The following is a 15,273-nucleotide window of genomic DNA, read 5'->3' as shown; positions in this document are numbered from 1 at the left end:
TCCCTACCCAGCGATCTGGCCCGAACCACTACTGCTCTCGGACCGGATCGCTGGGTAGGCGGGGGAGGAGCACTTTGTCCCAGAGGATCGCCCGTTTCGGGCGGAAGAAGCCCGAGTGCCCGATCCGGCTCAGGCCGTGGTCGGCGGCACGCAGCTCGACGAACTCGATCGGCGCGTTCGGGAACTCCTTGCTCCAGTACCGGATCGACTCCGGGGAGATGAGCTCGTCGTCGGCGGTCCAGAGGGCGGTGACCGGCGTCCGCACCTTCGCGAACCGGTCCCGCAGCTCGGGGTGCTCGCTGAACAGGTAGTCCCGGTGCAGGCACCAGCGGCCCCACTGGCGCATGACACCGGCCGGCAGGTCGTCCAGGATCCGGAGGCGGCGGCCCGGGTAGTAACCGACCGCGGCGATCGCCACGGGCGCTATGGCTCGCCACAGGAGCGGCGACCAGCGCTTGATCATCGGCACGGCCTTGCCACGCCAGCCCGTCCCCGAGGCGACCATGACGCAGCTGGCCACACCGACGTCGGACAGGAAGCCCAGGCTCTGGCCGCCGAACGAGTGCCCCACCCAGGTGAGCGGGACGCCGGCGGTGTCCGCCCGGGCACGGGCATGCCGGGCCGCGAGCTCCGCGTCGTGGTACCAGTCCAGGGCGGTCGCCGACGAGTCCCGCATCGGGCCGTAGAGCTCGGGCTCCGAACCGCGGTACGAGAAGGTGAGCACCGCGAAGCCGCGCTCCGCGAGCCAGGCCGCGAGGTGCCGGTAGAACCGCATCGGCATGGCCATGGCGGGCGCGATCACCACGACGCCCACCGGGTCGCCGTCCGGCAGGAACCAGCGGCCGGCGACCGACTCGCCGTCGTCAGCGGGAAGCCTCACGTCCTCGGTGCTCACGTGCCGGAGGGTATCCCGTATCCTCGCCAGGGCCCTGCGAACTTCATCCTGCGGGAGGACACCATGCTCGGCGACGTGCTCGGTCTGACGAAGTCGCAGTCCCTCGCGTACCGCGACCTCGTGGCTTCTCCGTCCCTCGACGCGGCGGAGCTGGGTCGCCGCCTCGACTGCGACCCCGGTGACGCGCTGGACGTGCTCCGCGCGCTGGAGAGCCACGGCCTGGCGTCCCGGCAGAGCGCCGACGACTCCCGCTTCCAGGCCGCGCCGCCCGAGATCGCGCTGGGCGCGCTGCTCGCCCGGCGCAAGGACGAGATCCGCGCCGCGCAGGTCGAGCTGATCGAGCTCGAGGAGGAGTTCCGGCGCTCGTCCGCGCTGCGGCCGGCCACCGACGTCGTCGACGTCGTGCGCGGTGCCGACGCCGTGAAGCACCGCATCATCCAGCTCCAGCTCGGCGCACGCGAGACGGTCGAGTCGTTCACCAAGCCACCGGTGTTCGTGATGCCCGCCAACGAGAACACCGCGGAGGACCAGGCGGTGGCGCGCGGCGTCCGGTACCGGGTGGTGATCGACCGCCTCTTCCTGGACACGGGCGTGTATCGGGTCGAGGACGTCGCGGAGGCCGTCGAGAACGGCGAGGACGTGCGGTTCTCCGAGCGGGTGCCGATCAAGCTCTTCATCATCGACCGCCGGCTCGCGTTCGTGCCGATCCAGACCGTCGTCGAGGCGGGCACCGAGGGTTCCGACCTCGCGCCCAACCTCGTGGGCGCGCTGATCATCCACCCGTCCGGCCTGCTGGACGCCCTGATCGCCCTGTTCGAGAGCGTGTGGCGCGACGCGACGCCCTTCGCACCGCCGGGCGAGCGCGCCGAGAACTCGGAGCTGGACGAGGAGGACAGCCGGATCCTCGCGCTCATGCTGGCCGGCCTCACCGACCAGTCGGTGGCCAACCAGCTCGGGCTCTCCCTGCGCACCGTGCAGCGGCGTGTCAAGGTGCTGATGGGCGTCGCAGGCGTCTCGACCCGCATCCAGCTCGGCTGGCACGCCGCACGCAAGGGCTGGATCTGACGGTCCGCTCCATGACAGCGTGAGTCCATGACCACACTGGCGTGCATCATCCGTCCATCGACCCCGCCGTCCCGCATCGTCCCGCTCGCCCGCGCCGTCGAGTCGGCGGGCATCGAGGAGATCTGGCTGTGGGAGGACTGCTTCCAGACCGGCGGTATCTCCGCCGCCAGCGCGATCCTGTCCGCCACCGACCACGTCCGCGTCGGGATCGGCGTCATGCCGACGCCCCTGCGGAACGTGGCGCTCACCGCGATGGAGGTCGCGACCGTCGAGGGGATGTTCCCAGGCCGGCTCGTCCCTGGTATCGGGCACGGCGTGCAGTCGTGGATGGCGCAGGTCGGTGCCAAGGCCGCGTCGCCCCTGACCCTCATGCGGGAGTACTCGACGGCGCTGCGCGCGCTGCTGGCCGGTGAGCGGGTCACGACGTCCGGCCGGTACGTGTCCCTCGACGACGTCGCGCTCGACTGGCCGCCCGCGCGGCCCGTGCCGGTCCCGGTCGCGGCCACGGGACCGAAGTCGCTGCGCCTCGCCGGCGAGATCGGCGACGGCGTGGTCCTCGAGGGTTCCGTCGGCCTGATCGGGCTGCCCGCCGTGCTCGAACGGGTCGCCGAGGGCAGGGCGGCCGCCGGCCACGACGCCGCCGCACCGTTCCCGGTCATCCAGAACGTGTCCGCCGCGACCGGTCCCGACGCGGCCGCACGCCTGCGCGCCGAGCTCACTGCCTGGGGCACGGACGTGGCCGACGACGACGCCCTCGGTTCCTACGCCCTGTGGGGCGACGCCCAGGCGCTCGCCGACGGCGTGCGGCGGTACGGCAAGGCGGGCGCGAGCACCGTGGCCCTCCAGCCGACCGAGGACGAGCCGGACATGGAGCGGTTCATCGAGGTGATGGGCGCGGCCCGGGAGCTGTTGAGCGACGCTTAGCACGCCGGCACTGCCGTGGCCCGGACATTCGGTGTCAGCCAAAGGTCGTTGAGTCGCGGGACGCCGTGCCTCACCGTGGTCGCGCCGGGGGACCGCCCTTCCGGCGGCAAAGGAGGCCCACCATGAAGAAGTCCGCACGGATCGCTGCCGCGGGCGCCGCAGCTGTCCTCACCGCAGCCGTCGGTGTCCTGGGTGCCACATCGGCCATGGCCGACAACCGGGACATGGGCGACAACCGCGACTTCGGCGCCGATGGCACACGCGTGACGTCGGTACCGGACAACCGGGACTTCGGCACGGAGAACCGGGACTTCTGAGTCCCGCACGACGCGACGCCGGGGTCGTACCGTCCAGGACGATACGACCCCGGCGTCGTGGTGTGCCGGCCGGTCAGGCGATCAGACGTCGCGCGGCGGCGGTGCGAACGAACCCGCCGTACCGGGGGCTGCGTCAGGCGCGGCACCCGGGTCGGCAACGGGCTGGGCGACAGGTGTGGCAGCGGCGCCACCACCCGACAGGTTGTCGAGGACACCTTCGACACGCGAACGCATCGGGCCGATCAGGGCACCGCCGACACCGACGATCAGAATTCCCGCCACGGTAGCCAGGAATGCCACGAGCACAGGCATTGTCACGGTGGTGCCGATGCCGATCTGGTTCACCGCGGCGATAACACCGAGCGCGATGATGAAGAACGAGACCACCTTCGCAACGAGCGGGCCGTAGGAAACGCCGCCCATGGAGTTGAGAATGAGGTCCTTCACCGCATTCGCGATCGCACCGGCGATCACCACGATCACGATTGCGACGACCAGGCTCGGGAGCCAGGCGACTATGTCGTTCACGATCGCGCTCACCGGGTTGGTGGGCCCGAACGCGCTCAGCGCGAGCTGCAGCGTGATCAGCAGGATGAAGTAGTAGATGATCTTCGTGAGCAGCGAGATCGGCTCGATGCCCGAGCCGGCGAGGAGCCGGTTGGCCCCGGCCTTCTCCAGCACCTTGTTGAAGCCGATCCGCGTCAGGATCATCCCGACGAACCGGGCGACCGCCTTGGCGATGAAGTACCCGATGAGGAAAACGATCAGGAACACGAGCAGCTTCGGGATGAAGCTTGCGATCGCACCGAGAGCGCTCGTGAGCGGCTCCAACCAGTCGACCGCGCTCGGCACAACGAGACCTGCATTCAGGAATGGCATAGCTCTCTCCCCCTTCGAGATTTTCTCGTCACCTCCCGCGCACCGCTGCGATGCGCCTTAAAAGGTGACAGCACCCCACGAACATATGCCGGAGAAGCGCATTCTGCGCGACGGGATTTTCCACTGCGGCGCGCCTTTAAGACATTCAGGATCTTTCTCCGTGCCTCAGCCGAGCACCTGGCCCGCCGCGGCGAACCACATAGCCTGGCCGGATGGATGCCCTGCATGAGCGGACCGCCGTCGAGCTCCGCGACCTCCTCGCCTCCGGAGAGCTCACGCCTGCCGAGGTCACCGACCACTTCCTCGAGCGGGTGGCCCGGCTGAACCCCGGTGTCGGGGCCTTCGCAACGGTCACCCCGGAGCTCGCCAGGGAGCGGGCGGCAGCACTCCAGCGGGACGGCGACGGGCCGCGCCGGGCCACGCCCCCGGCGTCGGGCAGCCTGTGGGGGCTACCCACTGGCGACAAGGACCTGTGGAACCGCGCGGGTGTGCCGACCGGATTCGGGTCGCGTGCGTTCGCGGACCTGGCGCCGGCCCAGGAGAGCGACGAGATAGTCCTGATCCTCGACTCCGCCGGCGTCGTCAGCCTCGGCAAGACCGCGGCGCCCGAGCTCGGCTTCCCTGCCTACACCGAGCCGGTCCACACCCCGCCCGCACGCACGCCGTGGGACCTGACCCGCGGCGCCGGCGGTTCCAGCGGCGGGGCGGCCGCGGCGGTGGCAGCCGGCATGTTGCCGTTCGCCCCCGGGTCCGACGGCGGCGGATCGATCCGGATCCCGGCAGCGGCCTGCGGCGTCGTCGGGCTCAAGCCGACGCGCGGGCTCCTGCCCGCGGGCAGCGGCGTCGACTCGCTGGGCGGGCTGGTCGTGAACGGACCGATCGCGCGCACCGTCGCCGACGCCGCCCTCCTGCTCGAGGCGATGCTCCCCAGGCGGGCCGGGGGCGACGTCGCGCACCCGTACTCGCTGCGGGCGCCGTCGTACGAGGCGGGGGCCTACCTGGCGACGGCCCAGCGCGCGGCGCTGCCCGCGCCGGGAACGGGCGGGCGCGGGCCGGGAGGCAGGCGGGCACGCATCGGCGTGACCACCTCGTCGGCCTGGGACGGGTTCTACGACATCACGGTGTCACCCGAGGCGCGCGTCGCGCTGGAGACCGGCGTGCGGGCGCTGTCCGGGCTCGGGCACGACGTCGAGGAGACCACGCTGGCCGAGGCCCCCGAGTACGCGCCGGCGTTCCGGACGCTGTGGATGGGCGGCGCCTCCGCGGTGCCGATCGACGATCCGGAGACGCTCGGCAGGCTGGAGCCGCTGACGCAGTGGCTGATCCGGTCGGGTCGCGAGGTGCCCGCGCGGCAGCTCGCCGAGGCGGTGCGCACGCTCACCGCCTTCGAACGGTCCCTGGTGGCCCAGGTCAGTGCGTACGACGCCGTCGTGACGCCCGCGCTCGCGCTCACGCCCCGGCCCATCGGCTGGTACGACGCCGAGGACCCCGAGCGGAACTTCGAGCAGCAGTGCCAGTACACGCCGTTCACGTCGATGCTCAACGTCGCGGGGCTGCCGGCGATCACCGTACCGACCCACTGGACCGAGGCCACCGCGGAGGCTCCCGCCGGGCTGCCGATGGGCGTGCAGATCATCGGGCGGCCGGGCGGCGAGCTCACGCTGCTGGCGCTGGCGGCCCAGCTGGAGGCGGAGCTCCCCCGCCCGCGTAAGTTCCCGCTCTGACGACCTCAGTCCTCGTCCGGGAGGCAGCCGAAGTTCTCGTCGAAGCCCAGGGCCGCCGTCGCCAGGAGACCCGCTAGGCCCGAACCCTCCGGGACGGGGCGCGGGTCGTCGGTCACGACCCAGAGTCCGTCGACGACGTCGTACCCGGCCTGCGGGCCCTCGGACACCAGGCGGCCCACCGCCGCGATCAGGCGCTCGACCTCCTCGCCGGCGGTGCCGACGCCGACCGAGGCGCGCACCGCACCGGCGTCGAACCCGAGGCGGCCGAGCAGCGGGTGCGCGCAGAACCGGCCGTCGCGCACGCCGATCCCGTGCTCGGCGGACAGGTACGCGGCCACGAGGCCCGGGTCGTAGCCCGCCACGGTGAACGTCACGACGCCTACCGGGTCGACGGCGTCGGCCCACACGCGCACGACCTCGACACGGTCGATCGCCTCGAGCCCCGACACGAGGCGACGGCGGAGCGCGTTCTCGTGCGCCGCGACGTCGGCGGGGGCGAGCGCGGCGAGCTCCTCGCACGCCGCGGCGAGCGCCACCGCACCGATGACGTTGGGCGATCCGGCCTCGTGCCTGGCGGGGCCCTCGTGCCACTCGGTGCCCGCGACGCGCACGCGCCGCACGGCACCGCCGCCGGCGAGGTAGGGCGTGCCGGCGTCGAGCCAGTCGCGGCGGCCCACCAGCGCGCCCGCGCCGAACGGGGCGTAGGTCTTGTGCCCGGAGAAGGCGAGGTAGTCGACGCCGGTGGTCTCCAGGGAGATGCGGCGGTGGGGTACGAGCTGGGCGCCGTCGAGCACCACGCGGGCGCCGAGCTCGTGGGCGATGGCGACGATCTCGTCGACCGGGAGCGACTCCCCCGTCACGTTGGAGGCGCCGGTGAGGGCGAGGAGGGCGAACGGGCGTTCCGCAGCGGCGGCGTCGCTGAGCTCCTCGCGGATCTGGTCGAGCGTCTCGGCGACCGTCGCGCCACCGGTCAGCACTGTCGCGTCCGTGCCGCGCTGCCAGGGCAGCAGGTTCGCGTGGTGCTCGACGTCGAGGACGAGCACGCGGCCGGGCTCGCCGTCGGGCTGCGCCGGGACGCAGCCCGCGAGCAGGTTCAGGGAGTCGGTGGTGTTTCGCGTGATGACCGTCAGGTCGTCCTCGCGGGCGCCCACGAACGCTCCGATGGTGCGGCGGGCGGTCTCGTAGAGCGCGGTGCTCACCTGGGAGAGGTATCCGGCGCCGCGGTGCACGCTGGCGTACAGAGGCAGCACCTGGGTGACGCGGTCGGCCACGGCCTGCAGGGCAGGCGCCGACGCGGCGACGTCGAGGTTCGCGTACGGGACCCGGCTGCCGTCCACCAGCGGGACGAGGGTCGCACCGCCGACGACGGGCCGCAGGGGTGCGACGTCGGCGACGGCGTCGTTATGGGCGAGGGTGGTTGCAGACATGACGTCCTCCAGCACAGTCCTGGGGGAGGTTCCCCCGCGCTTGCCACGCGCGGCTGCGCGCGGCCAGGTCGTCACCCGGGGCACCCCACCGCGGTAGGAGGGTTGCCGACCAGCGAGCCGGGGCTTGACGCTGGCACTCATGACCTGACGTCATCCTGTGCTGCGGCAAAATTCCTGTCAACGCTCGTCTCAGATATTGGTCTCACGATCCGGGCGCTGAAGGCGTCTGAAGAGAACAGCGCTCCTTCTCGTCCGCAGCATCGTCCACAGCTTCATCCACAGGCTTGTCCACAGTTCCATCCACACCCCGACCGCGGTCCCGACCAGGGTGCGAGACGGCATCCCACCTACCGGACGTCGTGTCGTAAGATCGCGTTCGACCATCCCGAGCGGCCGAGTGACGTGGCACGACGACGCCGCAGCAACCCAGCGTTCCCGCCCCTGGCGAGAACGGACGAGGGTGCTACCGCCACGACCGATGGAGGAGCACATGAGCGTCCCCGCGCACATCGAAGCCCACCCCGCCGACGGCTACGCCGGCGACATCACGCCCCAGCAGGCCTGGGACCTGCTCGCCGCCGACCCGGCCGCCACCCTCGTGGACGTCCGCACCGAGGGCGAGTGGCGCGCGATCGGCATCCCCGACACGGCATCCCTCGAGAGGCAGCCGGTGTTCAGCGAGTGGGTCCGGGCCGGCGGCCGCCCCAACCAGCAGTTCCTGGAGGAGCTCAAGGCCGCGGGCGTCACCGAGGGCCCGGTCGTCTTCCTGTGCCGCTCCGGCCAGCGTTCGATCGGCGCGGCACGGCTCGCCACGGCGGCCGGCATCGCGCCGTCGTACAACGTGCTGGAGGGTTTCGAGGGCGCGCCGGGAGCCGACGGCGTCCGAGACCAGCAGGGCTGGAAGGTCGCCGGGCTGCCCTGGACGGAGGGCGCCCAGTGACCGTCACCGGAGCCTTCCCGGCCGACGCGACCCCCGGCGGGTCCGGCCGCAAGCCGCTCCCCCGGAACGTCCGGCCCGCGACGCTCGCCGTGCGCGGCGGGCACCAGCGGACCGAGTTCCAGGAGACGGGCGAGGCTCTGTTCCTCACCCAGGGCTACGTCTACGACTCGGCGGCCGAGGCGGAGGCCGCGTTCGCCGGCGACCTCGACCGGTTCGTCTACTCGCGCTACGGCAACCCGACGGTCCACACGTTCGAGGAGCGTCTGCGCCTGCTGGAGGGCGCGGAGGCCTGCTACGCGACGGCGACCGGGATGTCCGCGGTGTTCACGTCGCTCGCCGCGCTCGTGCAGTCCGGATCGCGGATCGTCGCGGCCCGGGCCCTGTTCGGGTCCAGCGTCGTCATCTTCGAGGAGATCTTCAAGAAGTGGGGGGTGCGCACCGACTACGTGGACGGGCACGTGCTCGCCCAGTGGGAGGAGGCGCTCTCGACGCCTGCCGACGTCGTGTTCTTCGAGACGCCGTCCAACCCGATGCAGGACATCGTGGACGTGCGCGCCGTCGCCGACCTCGCGCACGCCGCCGGGGCGACCGTGGTGCTCGACAACGTGTTCGCCACCCCGCTGCTGCAGCGGCCGCTGGAGCTGGGCGCCGACGTCGTCGTCTACTCCGCGACCAAGCACATCGACGGGCAGGGGCGCGTGCTGGGCGGCGCGATCCTGGGCACCACCGAGTACGTGACCGGGCCCGTGCAGACGTTCATCCGCAACACCGGACCGTCGCTCTCGCCCTTCAACGCGTGGACGCTGCTCAAGGGGCTGGAGACGCTGCCCGTGCGGCTCGCGGCGCAGGGCGCGGGCGCGCTCGCCGTCGCCCACGCCCTGGAGGAACTGCCCGGGGTGGGCGCCGTGCGCTACCCGTTCCTCGACTCCCACCCGCAGGCCGAGCTGGCGCGCGCGCAGATGAGCGGCGGCGGCACGGTGGTCACGTTCGACCTCGCGGTACCGGAGGCCACTGACGCCGAGACCGCGAAGAAACGGACCTTCGGGTTCCTCGACGCGCTCCAGGTGATCGACATCTCGAACAACCTCGGGGACGCGAAGTCGCTCATCACGCATCCCGCTACGACCACGCACCGCAAGCTCGGCGCGGTGGGGCGGGCCGCCGTTGGCATCGCGGAGACTACGGTGCGGCTGTCGATCGGCCTGGAGGACACGCGGGACCTGATCTTCGACGTGGAGCAGGCGTTGGCTGTGTCGCGCTGAGTTTTTTCTGGTTCCCTTCCCCCACCCCTCGTAGGTCAGGTCGGGTCAGTCTTCGCGCGCCTCTGTGAGGAGGCGGAGGGCTTGGGCTTTTTTGCCTTCCAGGAGGGCTACGTCGGACTTGGCGATTGCGTTTGCGGCCTGCGGCGGGACGCCGTTGGCTGGGTCGAGGACCTCGTCCTGGAGGTCTCGGCGGTGGTCGTCCAGGGTCGACGTGCGGCCGCCTGTCGAGAGGCCCCAGCCGAACGGGAAGAGCGGGGCGTAGCCCTCGTCGCCGACGTTGACCACCGGGTCGTCTGCTGAGCGGGGCCAGGAGAGCGGCAGCTTGCCCGTGAAGCGGCGTTCGCCGAACAGGACGTCCGCTACGCCGGCGCCTTCTGTGCCCGGGAGCCAGGAGGCGACCAGGGCGTCGATCGAGCCGAGCTGCTCGGTGATCACCTGCGGCCTTCCCGAGACGATCAGAACCACACAGGTCCTGATCTCGGCGCAGACCTTTTCGACGATCTCTGCGTCGCCGGGCTGGAGGGACATCGACTTCTCCTCGCGGGGGATGCCTCCGTCTGCGGGGTCCCAGGCCCACTCCGGGCCGCCCACGTCGCCGAAGCCCTCGGCATACGGCGTCTCGCCCACGACGACGACGCCGACGTCGGCGCCGTCGGTCGGCGCGGACGCGTCCTCGCTGAAGGTGACGTCGTCGGCCGCGGCCTCGATGCCCTCCAGGATCGTGGTGCCCTCGGTGACGTCCCCCGAGAAGCCCTGCCAGGTGCCGGTCCAGCCGCCGGCCTGGTTGCCGAGGTCGTCGGCGTTGCGGCCGGCCACGTAGATGCTGTCGTCGTCGTCCAGCGGCAGCGCGCGCCGGCTGTTCTTGAGCAGCACCTGCGACTCCGCCACCGCCTTGCGGGCAATCGTCCGGTGCGCGGCCGAGCCGATGTCGTCCGCGTGGGACCGGTCGGCGAAGGGCTCCTCGAACAGCCCCAGCTCGAACTTGGCGGCGAGGATCCGGGACACGGCGTCGTCGATGCGCTCCGGCGTCACAGCGCCGTCCTGCGCTGCCGCCACCAGCCGGCTGTGGAACCGCTCGAACTGCGACGGCTCCATGAACATGTCCACGCCCGCGTTCACACTGGTGACGATCTGGTCGGTGGTGGGCGAGTCGGCGGCGAGCGGCGGGATCTGGTGGATGCCCTGGTAGTCGCTGATGACGAACCCGTCGAAGCCGTGGTCCCGCTTGAGCCACCCGTTGATCAGCTCGTCGTGGGCGTGCATCTTCACGGGGTTGCCGAGGCCGTCGTCGGTCCAGTCCATGCTGGAGTAGCTGGGCATGACCGAGCCGACGCCGGCCGCGATCGCCGTCGCGTAGGGCGGCAGGTCCACGGACTCGACATGCCTGCGGCTCTGCTCGGTGATGCCCTGGTCCACCGTGTACTCGCCCTCGCCGGTGCCGTACGCGGTGTCGCCGTCGGCCACGAAGTGCTTGGCCGTCGCGAGGACCGACCGGCTGCTGTCCAGGCGCGTCCCCTGGAGCCCGAGCACCGCCGCCGCGCCGAGCACGCTCGCCAGCGCCGGATGCTCCCCGAACGACTCGTAGGTCCGGCCCCAGCGATCGTCACGTACGACGCACAGGCAGGGCGCGAACGTCCACGGGATACCCGTCGCCCGGGTCTCCGTGGCGACCATGCGCTCGGCCCTTGCGACGAGCAGCGGGTCGCGCGTGGCGCCGAGCCCGATGTTGTGGGGCAGGATCGTCGCGCCGGCCAGGTTGCCGTGCCCGTGCACCGAGTCGACGCCGTAGAGCAGCGGGATCTGCAGGCGGGTGGCGAGCGCACGCTCCTGGAAGCCGTCTATCGCGTCGGCCCAGCCCTCCGGTGTGTTGTCCGCGGGCGTGGAGCCACCGCCGCTGAGGATCGAGCCCAGGCCGAGCTCCGTGATCACCGCCGGGGAGCCGGCCACGTTGCCGCGCTCGGCCTGCGTCATCTGCCCGGCCTTCTCCTTGAGCGTCATCCGGCTCACGAGGTCGGCGACGCGCTCCTCGACGGGCAGGCGCTCGTTCAGGTAGGGCAGGCCGTGCGCGCGGACGACGACGGTGGGGTCGGTAGTGACCTCCGCGTCGCTCGACGCCAACGCCAGGGGGACGGTCTCCGCCGTCTCACCCGCCTCGGACTCCCTCGTCCGGATGGTGATCGTACGTTCCGTGCCCGACTGCGTACCCGCCGCGAACTCGAGGGTGCCCGAACCTGCCTCGTAGTCCACGTCGGCGGTGGCGGTGCCGGAACCCGTGCGCCAGTCGACGCTGACCGGCTCGGCGAGGACCGCGCCGTCTGCCCGGACGGTGACGGTGACGGTCGCGGTGTCGCCGTCCTCCACGAAGACGACGGGTCCCGCACTCACGACCACCTCGGCGTTCGCGGCGGCGGACGCCGCACCCGAGACGGGGGTGGGCACGAGGAGGGGGGTCACGGCGAGTGCGGTTGCTGCGAGGAGTGCGGGAACACTACGGGCGCGGGGGTGCCGCGCGGTGCCGTGGATGGCAGACATCCTGGGGTTCCTCTCGACCTTGGGAGGTGATTTACCGATCTCACACCGGAGTTCGCACTCGCACAAGCCATGTTGACCACTGGATAAGGTGATGCGGTGGAACCCGTTGCCCCTTTCGCGTGGATGCTGCGTGCCGACAACCCCGGCCCGATGACCCTCGACGGAACCCGGTCGTACGTGCTGCGCGCGCCCGGCTCGTCAGGCTGTGTGGTGGTGGACCCGGGCCCGCTGCTGGAACCGCACCTGGCCGCGCTGGTCGGGGCCGGCCCGGTGGAGCTGGCGCTCGTGACCCACCGGCACCCGGACCACACGGGTGGACTGGCCAGGTTCCGCGAGCTGACCGGGGCACCCTCGCGGGGCGGGCTGCCCGAGTTCAGCGTCGGCGGCGGTGCGAGTGTCGACTCGTTGGCCGACGGCGAGGTGCTGGAGCTTGCCGGCCTGCGCATCGAGGCGCTGGCCACACCCGGGCACACCGCCGACTCGGTGTGCTTCGTGGTGTCGGACGGGTCGTCGTCCGTGGTGCTCACCGGCGACACGGTGCTGGGCCGCGGGACCACCGTGCTGGCCGAGCCGGACGGCTCGCTGCGCGACTACCTGGCCTCGCTCGACCGGCTGAGCGCCCTGGACCTGCCGGGGCCGGTCCGCGGCCTGCCCGGGCACGGGCCGGTGATCCAGGACCTCGGCTCGGCGGTGCGCGCGTACCGCGCGCACCGCCTGGAGCGGCTGGACCAGGTGCGTTCGGCGCTCAGGGGCCTCGGAGCAGAGCTGCCCGACGCCGGGTCATCACTCCCGGACACGCTTCTGGACGCCGTGACCGGTGCCGTCTACGCCGACGTCGACCCGTCCGTGCTGATCGCGGCGCGCTCGTCGGTGCGCGCGCAGCTGGAGTATCTCCGGCGGCCGTGAGCCCTGCCCCGAGCGTGCAGGGTCAGAGGGCCTTGCCCAGGAAGAGGAGCAGCGGGTCGTCCGGGGCGTCGTGCGGCGGGAACGGCAGCACCGGCCGGTAGCCGAGCCGCACGTAGAGCCGCAGCGCCTCGGGCTGCCGGACGCCCGTCACGAGGTACAGCGCGAGCCCGCCCCGGCGTCGGGCAGTCTCCTCGACCTGCCGGACCAGGGCCTTCGCGACGCCCGACCGCCTGGCGGCCGGGTCGACGAACACGCTCCGCATCTCGAAGCCGCGAGGGTCCTCGGCGCCGAGGCCGACGCCCGACTGCGCGAGCCCGGCGTAACCGATCAGCGGGTCCGCCGTGAGGTGCGCCGGCCCCACCTGCGCCGCCGCGAGCGTCGCGCAGCCCACCGGCTGCCCGTCGAGCGTCGCCAGGAAGGTCGCCCGTGCGTCGCGCCCTCGCTCGGCGTCAACGGCGTCGTACCCGCCGCGCGCCTCGACATCACGCACGAGCTCGGGGTAGCGCTCCTGGTTGAAGGCCCACATGTCGCGGCGCAGCGCTGCGGCGACGAGGTCGTCCCAGGGCACCTCGCGGATCTCCGGGGTCTCGACAGGCTCGACCGACGACGAGGGATCAGCCGACAACGAGGGCTCGACCGATGTGGGCGTGGGATCCGGCACCAGCCACTTGCCGAAGCACCGCGAGTCGGGCTCGTCCGCGAACACGCCGAACGGCTCGACGGGGTCGTAGCCCAGCCGCAGGTACAGCCCCAGCGACTCGGGCTGCATGAGCCCGCTCTCCAGGATCAGGTGCCGCACGCCCGCGGCGCGGGCCACGTCCTCCGCCGCACTCATCAGGGTGCGGGACAGCCCGCGACCGCGGAAGTCCGGCGCGACGTACACGCGCTTGACCTCGGCGGTCCCGTCCGGGTGCAGGCCGCCCTGGTGGTCGTCGCGGCCCGACAGGTCGCGCATCGCGGCATGCCCAGCAGGCTCGCCGTCGACACGGAGCAGCAGGGTCGCGAACACGATCGAGGGATCCACCTGGTCGCGCGGGTCCGGCCCGGACGTCACCGGGGGCACGCCCGGCTGCGCGTACCGTGCGTCGATCTCACGCTGCTGCTCGGTGCGCAGCCGAACGGCTTCGCCGTGCTCCCAGCCGACGTTCTCGATGCTGATCCCCGCGAGAACCTCAGCGGCCATGCACGCCCGCCCGGAGCGGACCGACGGTCACGCGTGGACCAGCGAGGACAGCACCGACGTGAAGAACGTCAGCCCGTCGACGCCGGCGCGCGGCCCCTCGGCGGACGCCGGACCGAAGCCCGCCTCGACCGCGTGCTCGGGGTGCGGCATGAGCCCCACCACATTGCCGCGGTCGTTGGTGATGCCCGCGATGTCGCGGCGGGAGCCGTTCGGGTTCCAGCCGTCGTAACGGAACACGACGCGACCCTCACCCTCGAGCTCGTCGAGCGTGCGCTCGTCCGCGACGAACTGGCCGTCCTGGTTCTTCAGCGGGATCTTGATCTGCTGCCCGCGACGGAACTCGTTGGTCCAGGCCGTGCGCGCGTTCTCGACGACCAGCGACTGCTCCCGGCACACGAAGTGCAGGTGGTCGTTCTTGACCATCGAGCCCGGCAGCAGGTGCGCCTCGGTCAGGACCTGGAAGCCGTTGCAGATGCCGAGCACCGGCATGCCGCCGTTGGCGGCGTCGACCACCGCGGCCATCGCCGGCGCGAACCGGCTGATGGCACCCGCGCGCAGGTAGTCGCCGTAGGAGAAGCCGCCGGGCAGCACCACGGCGTCGACGTCCTGCAGCGACGCGTCGGCGTGCCACAGGGACACCGCCTCGCCACCGGCCAGGCGGATGGCGCGCGCCGCGTCACGGTCGTCGAGCGTGCCGGGGAACGTGATGACGCCGATGCGGGCGTCCTCGATCCCGGGCATCGGCGTGGCGGCCGACGTCGGCTCGGTCGCCGACATCAGGCGTTCACCGGCGCGCCGCTCGCCTCACCGGCGACATCGGCGTCCTCCGTGGCCTCGGTGACGGAGACCACGTCCTCGATCACCGGGTTGGACAGCAGGGTGGCTGCGGCTTCCTGAGCGGCCGCGAGGATCTCGGGCGTCACCTCACCGTCCACCTCGAGCTCGAACCGCTTGCCCTGACGCACACCGGAGAACTGGGTGAAGCCGAGGCGCGGCAGCGCTCCGACCACAGCCTTGCCCTGGGGGTCCAGGATCTCGGGCTTGGGCATGACCTCGACGACAACGCGTCCCACGAAAGCTCCTAGCTGACTGGCGAAAGGCGATGGGAATTCCGGGGAGAGTCTACTTGCGCGCCAGGGCGCCCCGCTGCCCAGGGGCAGTGACCTGCGTGGCACTGCGTCAATGACGTGAATCAGGTAGTCATAGGCAATGACTACCT

General features: G+C 71.9%; 14 protein-coding genes and 1 riboswitch. Of the genes, 7 read left to right on the top strand and 7 right to left on the bottom strand.

Translation table 11 applies throughout. From position 1 onward, the window contains the following. Nucleotides 1–28: 28 nt before the first annotated feature. Nucleotides 29–895, bottom strand: a complete 867-nt coding sequence (locus ACQEVI_RS13015) for an alpha/beta hydrolase family protein (RefSeq protein WP_432899248.1) — start codon at nt 893–895, stop codon at nt 29–31. A gap of 63 nt (nt 896–958) precedes the next feature. Between ACQEVI_RS13015 and ACQEVI_RS13010 the strand changes: the two genes are divergently transcribed. From ACQEVI_RS13010 to ACQEVI_RS13000, 3 genes are all read left to right on the top strand, one after another. Next, entirely contained in the window at nt 959–1,960 is a 1,002-nt protein-coding gene (locus tag ACQEVI_RS13010; protein ID WP_432899246.1) for a helix-turn-helix domain-containing protein, read from the top strand. Nucleotides 1,961–1,987: 27 nt separating this feature from the next. Continuing rightward, on the top strand, nt 1,988–2,884 hold the full coding sequence (locus ACQEVI_RS13005; protein WP_432899244.1) for an LLM class flavin-dependent oxidoreductase: 897 nt from the start codon (nt 1,988–1,990) through the stop codon (nt 2,882–2,884). Nucleotides 2,885–3,006: 122 nt separating this feature from the next. Beyond that, nucleotides 3,007–3,201, top strand: coding sequence for a hypothetical protein (locus ACQEVI_RS13000; protein ID WP_432899241.1), 195 nt, complete (start codon nt 3,007–3,009; stop codon nt 3,199–3,201). Nucleotides 3,202–3,282: 81 nt separating this feature from the next. On the opposite strand, the gene ACQEVI_RS12995 is transcribed toward ACQEVI_RS13000, so the two are convergent. Further along, on the bottom strand, nt 3,283–4,080 hold the full coding sequence (locus ACQEVI_RS12995; protein ID WP_432899238.1) for a mechanosensitive ion channel family protein: 798 nt from the start codon (nt 4,078–4,080) through the stop codon (nt 3,283–3,285). Nucleotides 4,081–4,292: 212 nt separating this feature from the next. Between ACQEVI_RS12995 and ACQEVI_RS12990 the strand changes: the two genes are divergently transcribed. Further along, nucleotides 4,293–5,804 (top strand): amidase, encoded by a 1,512-nt coding sequence (locus ACQEVI_RS12990; protein ID WP_432899235.1) that lies wholly within the window; start codon nt 4,293–4,295, stop codon nt 5,802–5,804. Nucleotides 5,805–5,809: 5 nt separating this feature from the next. Here the strand turns inward: ACQEVI_RS12990 and ACQEVI_RS12985 are convergent, their stop codons facing one another. Beyond that, nucleotides 5,810–7,231, bottom strand: a complete 1,422-nt coding sequence (locus ACQEVI_RS12985) for an aminotransferase class V-fold PLP-dependent enzyme (protein ID WP_432899233.1) — start codon at nt 7,229–7,231, stop codon at nt 5,810–5,812. A gap of 31 nt (nt 7,232–7,262) precedes the next feature. Beyond that, nucleotides 7,263–7,376: riboswitch (SAM riboswitch) on the bottom strand. Between the two features lie 345 nt (nt 7,377–7,721). On the opposite strand from ACQEVI_RS12985, the gene ACQEVI_RS12980 reads away from it, so the two are divergent. Both ACQEVI_RS12980 and ACQEVI_RS12975 read left to right on the top strand, forming a co-directional pair. Beyond that, nucleotides 7,722–8,171, top strand: a complete 450-nt coding sequence (locus tag ACQEVI_RS12980) for a rhodanese-like domain-containing protein (protein ID WP_432899230.1) — start codon at nt 7,722–7,724, stop codon at nt 8,169–8,171. Next, nucleotides 8,168–9,433 carry an O-succinylhomoserine sulfhydrylase gene (locus ACQEVI_RS12975; RefSeq protein WP_432899228.1) on the top strand — a complete coding sequence of 422 codons (1,266 nt, stop codon included), beginning with the start codon at nt 8,168–8,170 and terminating at the stop codon, nt 9,431–9,433. The genes ACQEVI_RS12980 and ACQEVI_RS12975 overlap by 4 nt, the downstream gene beginning before the upstream one ends. A gap of 45 nt (nt 9,434–9,478) precedes the next feature. Here the strand turns inward: ACQEVI_RS12975 and ACQEVI_RS12970 are convergent, their stop codons facing one another. Further along, nucleotides 9,479–11,965: a glycoside hydrolase family 3 N-terminal domain-containing protein gene (locus tag ACQEVI_RS12970; RefSeq protein WP_432899225.1), complete on the bottom strand. Its 2,487-nt coding sequence runs from the start codon at nt 11,963–11,965 to the stop codon at nt 9,479–9,481. A 123-nt stretch (nt 11,966–12,088) separates the two neighbouring features. On the opposite strand from ACQEVI_RS12970, the gene ACQEVI_RS12965 reads away from it, so the two are divergent. Next, the gene (locus ACQEVI_RS12965; protein ID WP_432905924.1) at nt 12,089–12,871 is read left to right on the top strand and encodes an MBL fold metallo-hydrolase; all 783 of its coding nucleotides are present in this window, start codon (nt 12,089–12,091) and stop codon (nt 12,869–12,871) included. 22 nt (nt 12,872–12,893) lie between these two features. On the opposite strand, the gene ACQEVI_RS12960 is transcribed toward ACQEVI_RS12965, so the two are convergent. From ACQEVI_RS12960 to purS, 3 genes are read right to left on the bottom strand one after another with little or no spacing between them, the layout of a single operon-like run. Then, complete coding sequence (locus tag ACQEVI_RS12960) at nt 12,894–14,054, bottom strand: GNAT family N-acetyltransferase (protein WP_432899223.1); 1,161 nt, start codon at nt 14,052–14,054, stop codon at nt 12,894–12,896. A gap of 27 nt (nt 14,055–14,081) precedes the next feature. Beyond that, complete coding sequence (gene purQ / locus ACQEVI_RS12955) at nt 14,082–14,831, bottom strand: phosphoribosylformylglycinamidine synthase subunit PurQ (protein ID WP_432899220.1); 750 nt, start codon at nt 14,829–14,831, stop codon at nt 14,082–14,084. Next, nucleotides 14,831–15,127, bottom strand: coding sequence for a phosphoribosylformylglycinamidine synthase subunit PurS (purS, locus tag ACQEVI_RS12950; RefSeq protein WP_357503794.1), 297 nt, complete (start codon nt 15,125–15,127; stop codon nt 14,831–14,833). Before purS ends, purQ begins: the two co-directional genes overlap by 1 nt. Nucleotides 15,128–15,273: the final 146 nt, after the last annotated feature.

The sequence above is a fragment of the Promicromonospora sp. CA-289599 genome, assembly GCF_050936155.1.
Lineage (GTDB): Bacteria > Actinomycetota > Actinomycetes > Actinomycetales > Cellulomonadaceae > Promicromonospora.
The sequence above is the reverse complement of the archived record's forward strand: the minus strand, read 5'-3'. Positions and strand labels throughout refer to the sequence as shown.

What these genes read in the sequence shown, in the direction of transcription:
- ACQEVI_RS13010 (WP_432899246.1), top strand. Translation starts at nt 959, where the DNA reads ATGCTCGGCGACGTGCTCGGTCTGACGAAGTCGCAGTCCCTCGCGTAC.
- ACQEVI_RS13005 (WP_432899244.1), top strand. Translation starts at nt 1,988, where the DNA reads ATGACCACACTGGCGTGCATCATCCGTCCATCGACCCCGCCGTCCCGC.
- ACQEVI_RS13000 (WP_432899241.1), top strand. Translation starts at nt 3,007, where the DNA reads ATGAAGAAGTCCGCACGGATCGCTGCCGCGGGCGCCGCAGCTGTCCTC.
- ACQEVI_RS12995 (WP_432899238.1), bottom strand. Translation starts at nt 4,080, where the DNA reads ATGCCATTCCTGAATGCAGGTCTCGTTGTGCCGAGCGCGGTCGACTGG.
- ACQEVI_RS12990 (WP_432899235.1), top strand. Translation starts at nt 4,293, where the DNA reads ATGGATGCCCTGCATGAGCGGACCGCCGTCGAGCTCCGCGACCTCCTC.
- ACQEVI_RS12985 (WP_432899233.1), bottom strand. Translation starts at nt 7,231, where the DNA reads ATGTCTGCAACCACCCTCGCCCATAACGACGCCGTCGCCGACGTCGCA.
- ACQEVI_RS12980 (WP_432899230.1), top strand. Translation starts at nt 7,722, where the DNA reads ATGAGCGTCCCCGCGCACATCGAAGCCCACCCCGCCGACGGCTACGCC.
- ACQEVI_RS12970 (WP_432899225.1), bottom strand. Translation starts at nt 11,965, where the DNA reads ATGTCTGCCATCCACGGCACCGCGCGGCACCCCCGCGCCCGTAGTGTT.
- ACQEVI_RS12965 (WP_432905924.1), top strand. Translation starts at nt 12,089, where the DNA reads ATGCTGCGTGCCGACAACCCCGGCCCGATGACCCTCGACGGAACCCGG.
- ACQEVI_RS12960 (WP_432899223.1), bottom strand. Translation starts at nt 14,054, where the DNA reads ATGGCCGCTGAGGTTCTCGCGGGGATCAGCATCGAGAACGTCGGCTGG.
- purQ (WP_432899220.1), bottom strand. Translation starts at nt 14,831, where the DNA reads ATGTCGGCGACCGAGCCGACGTCGGCCGCCACGCCGATGCCCGGGATC.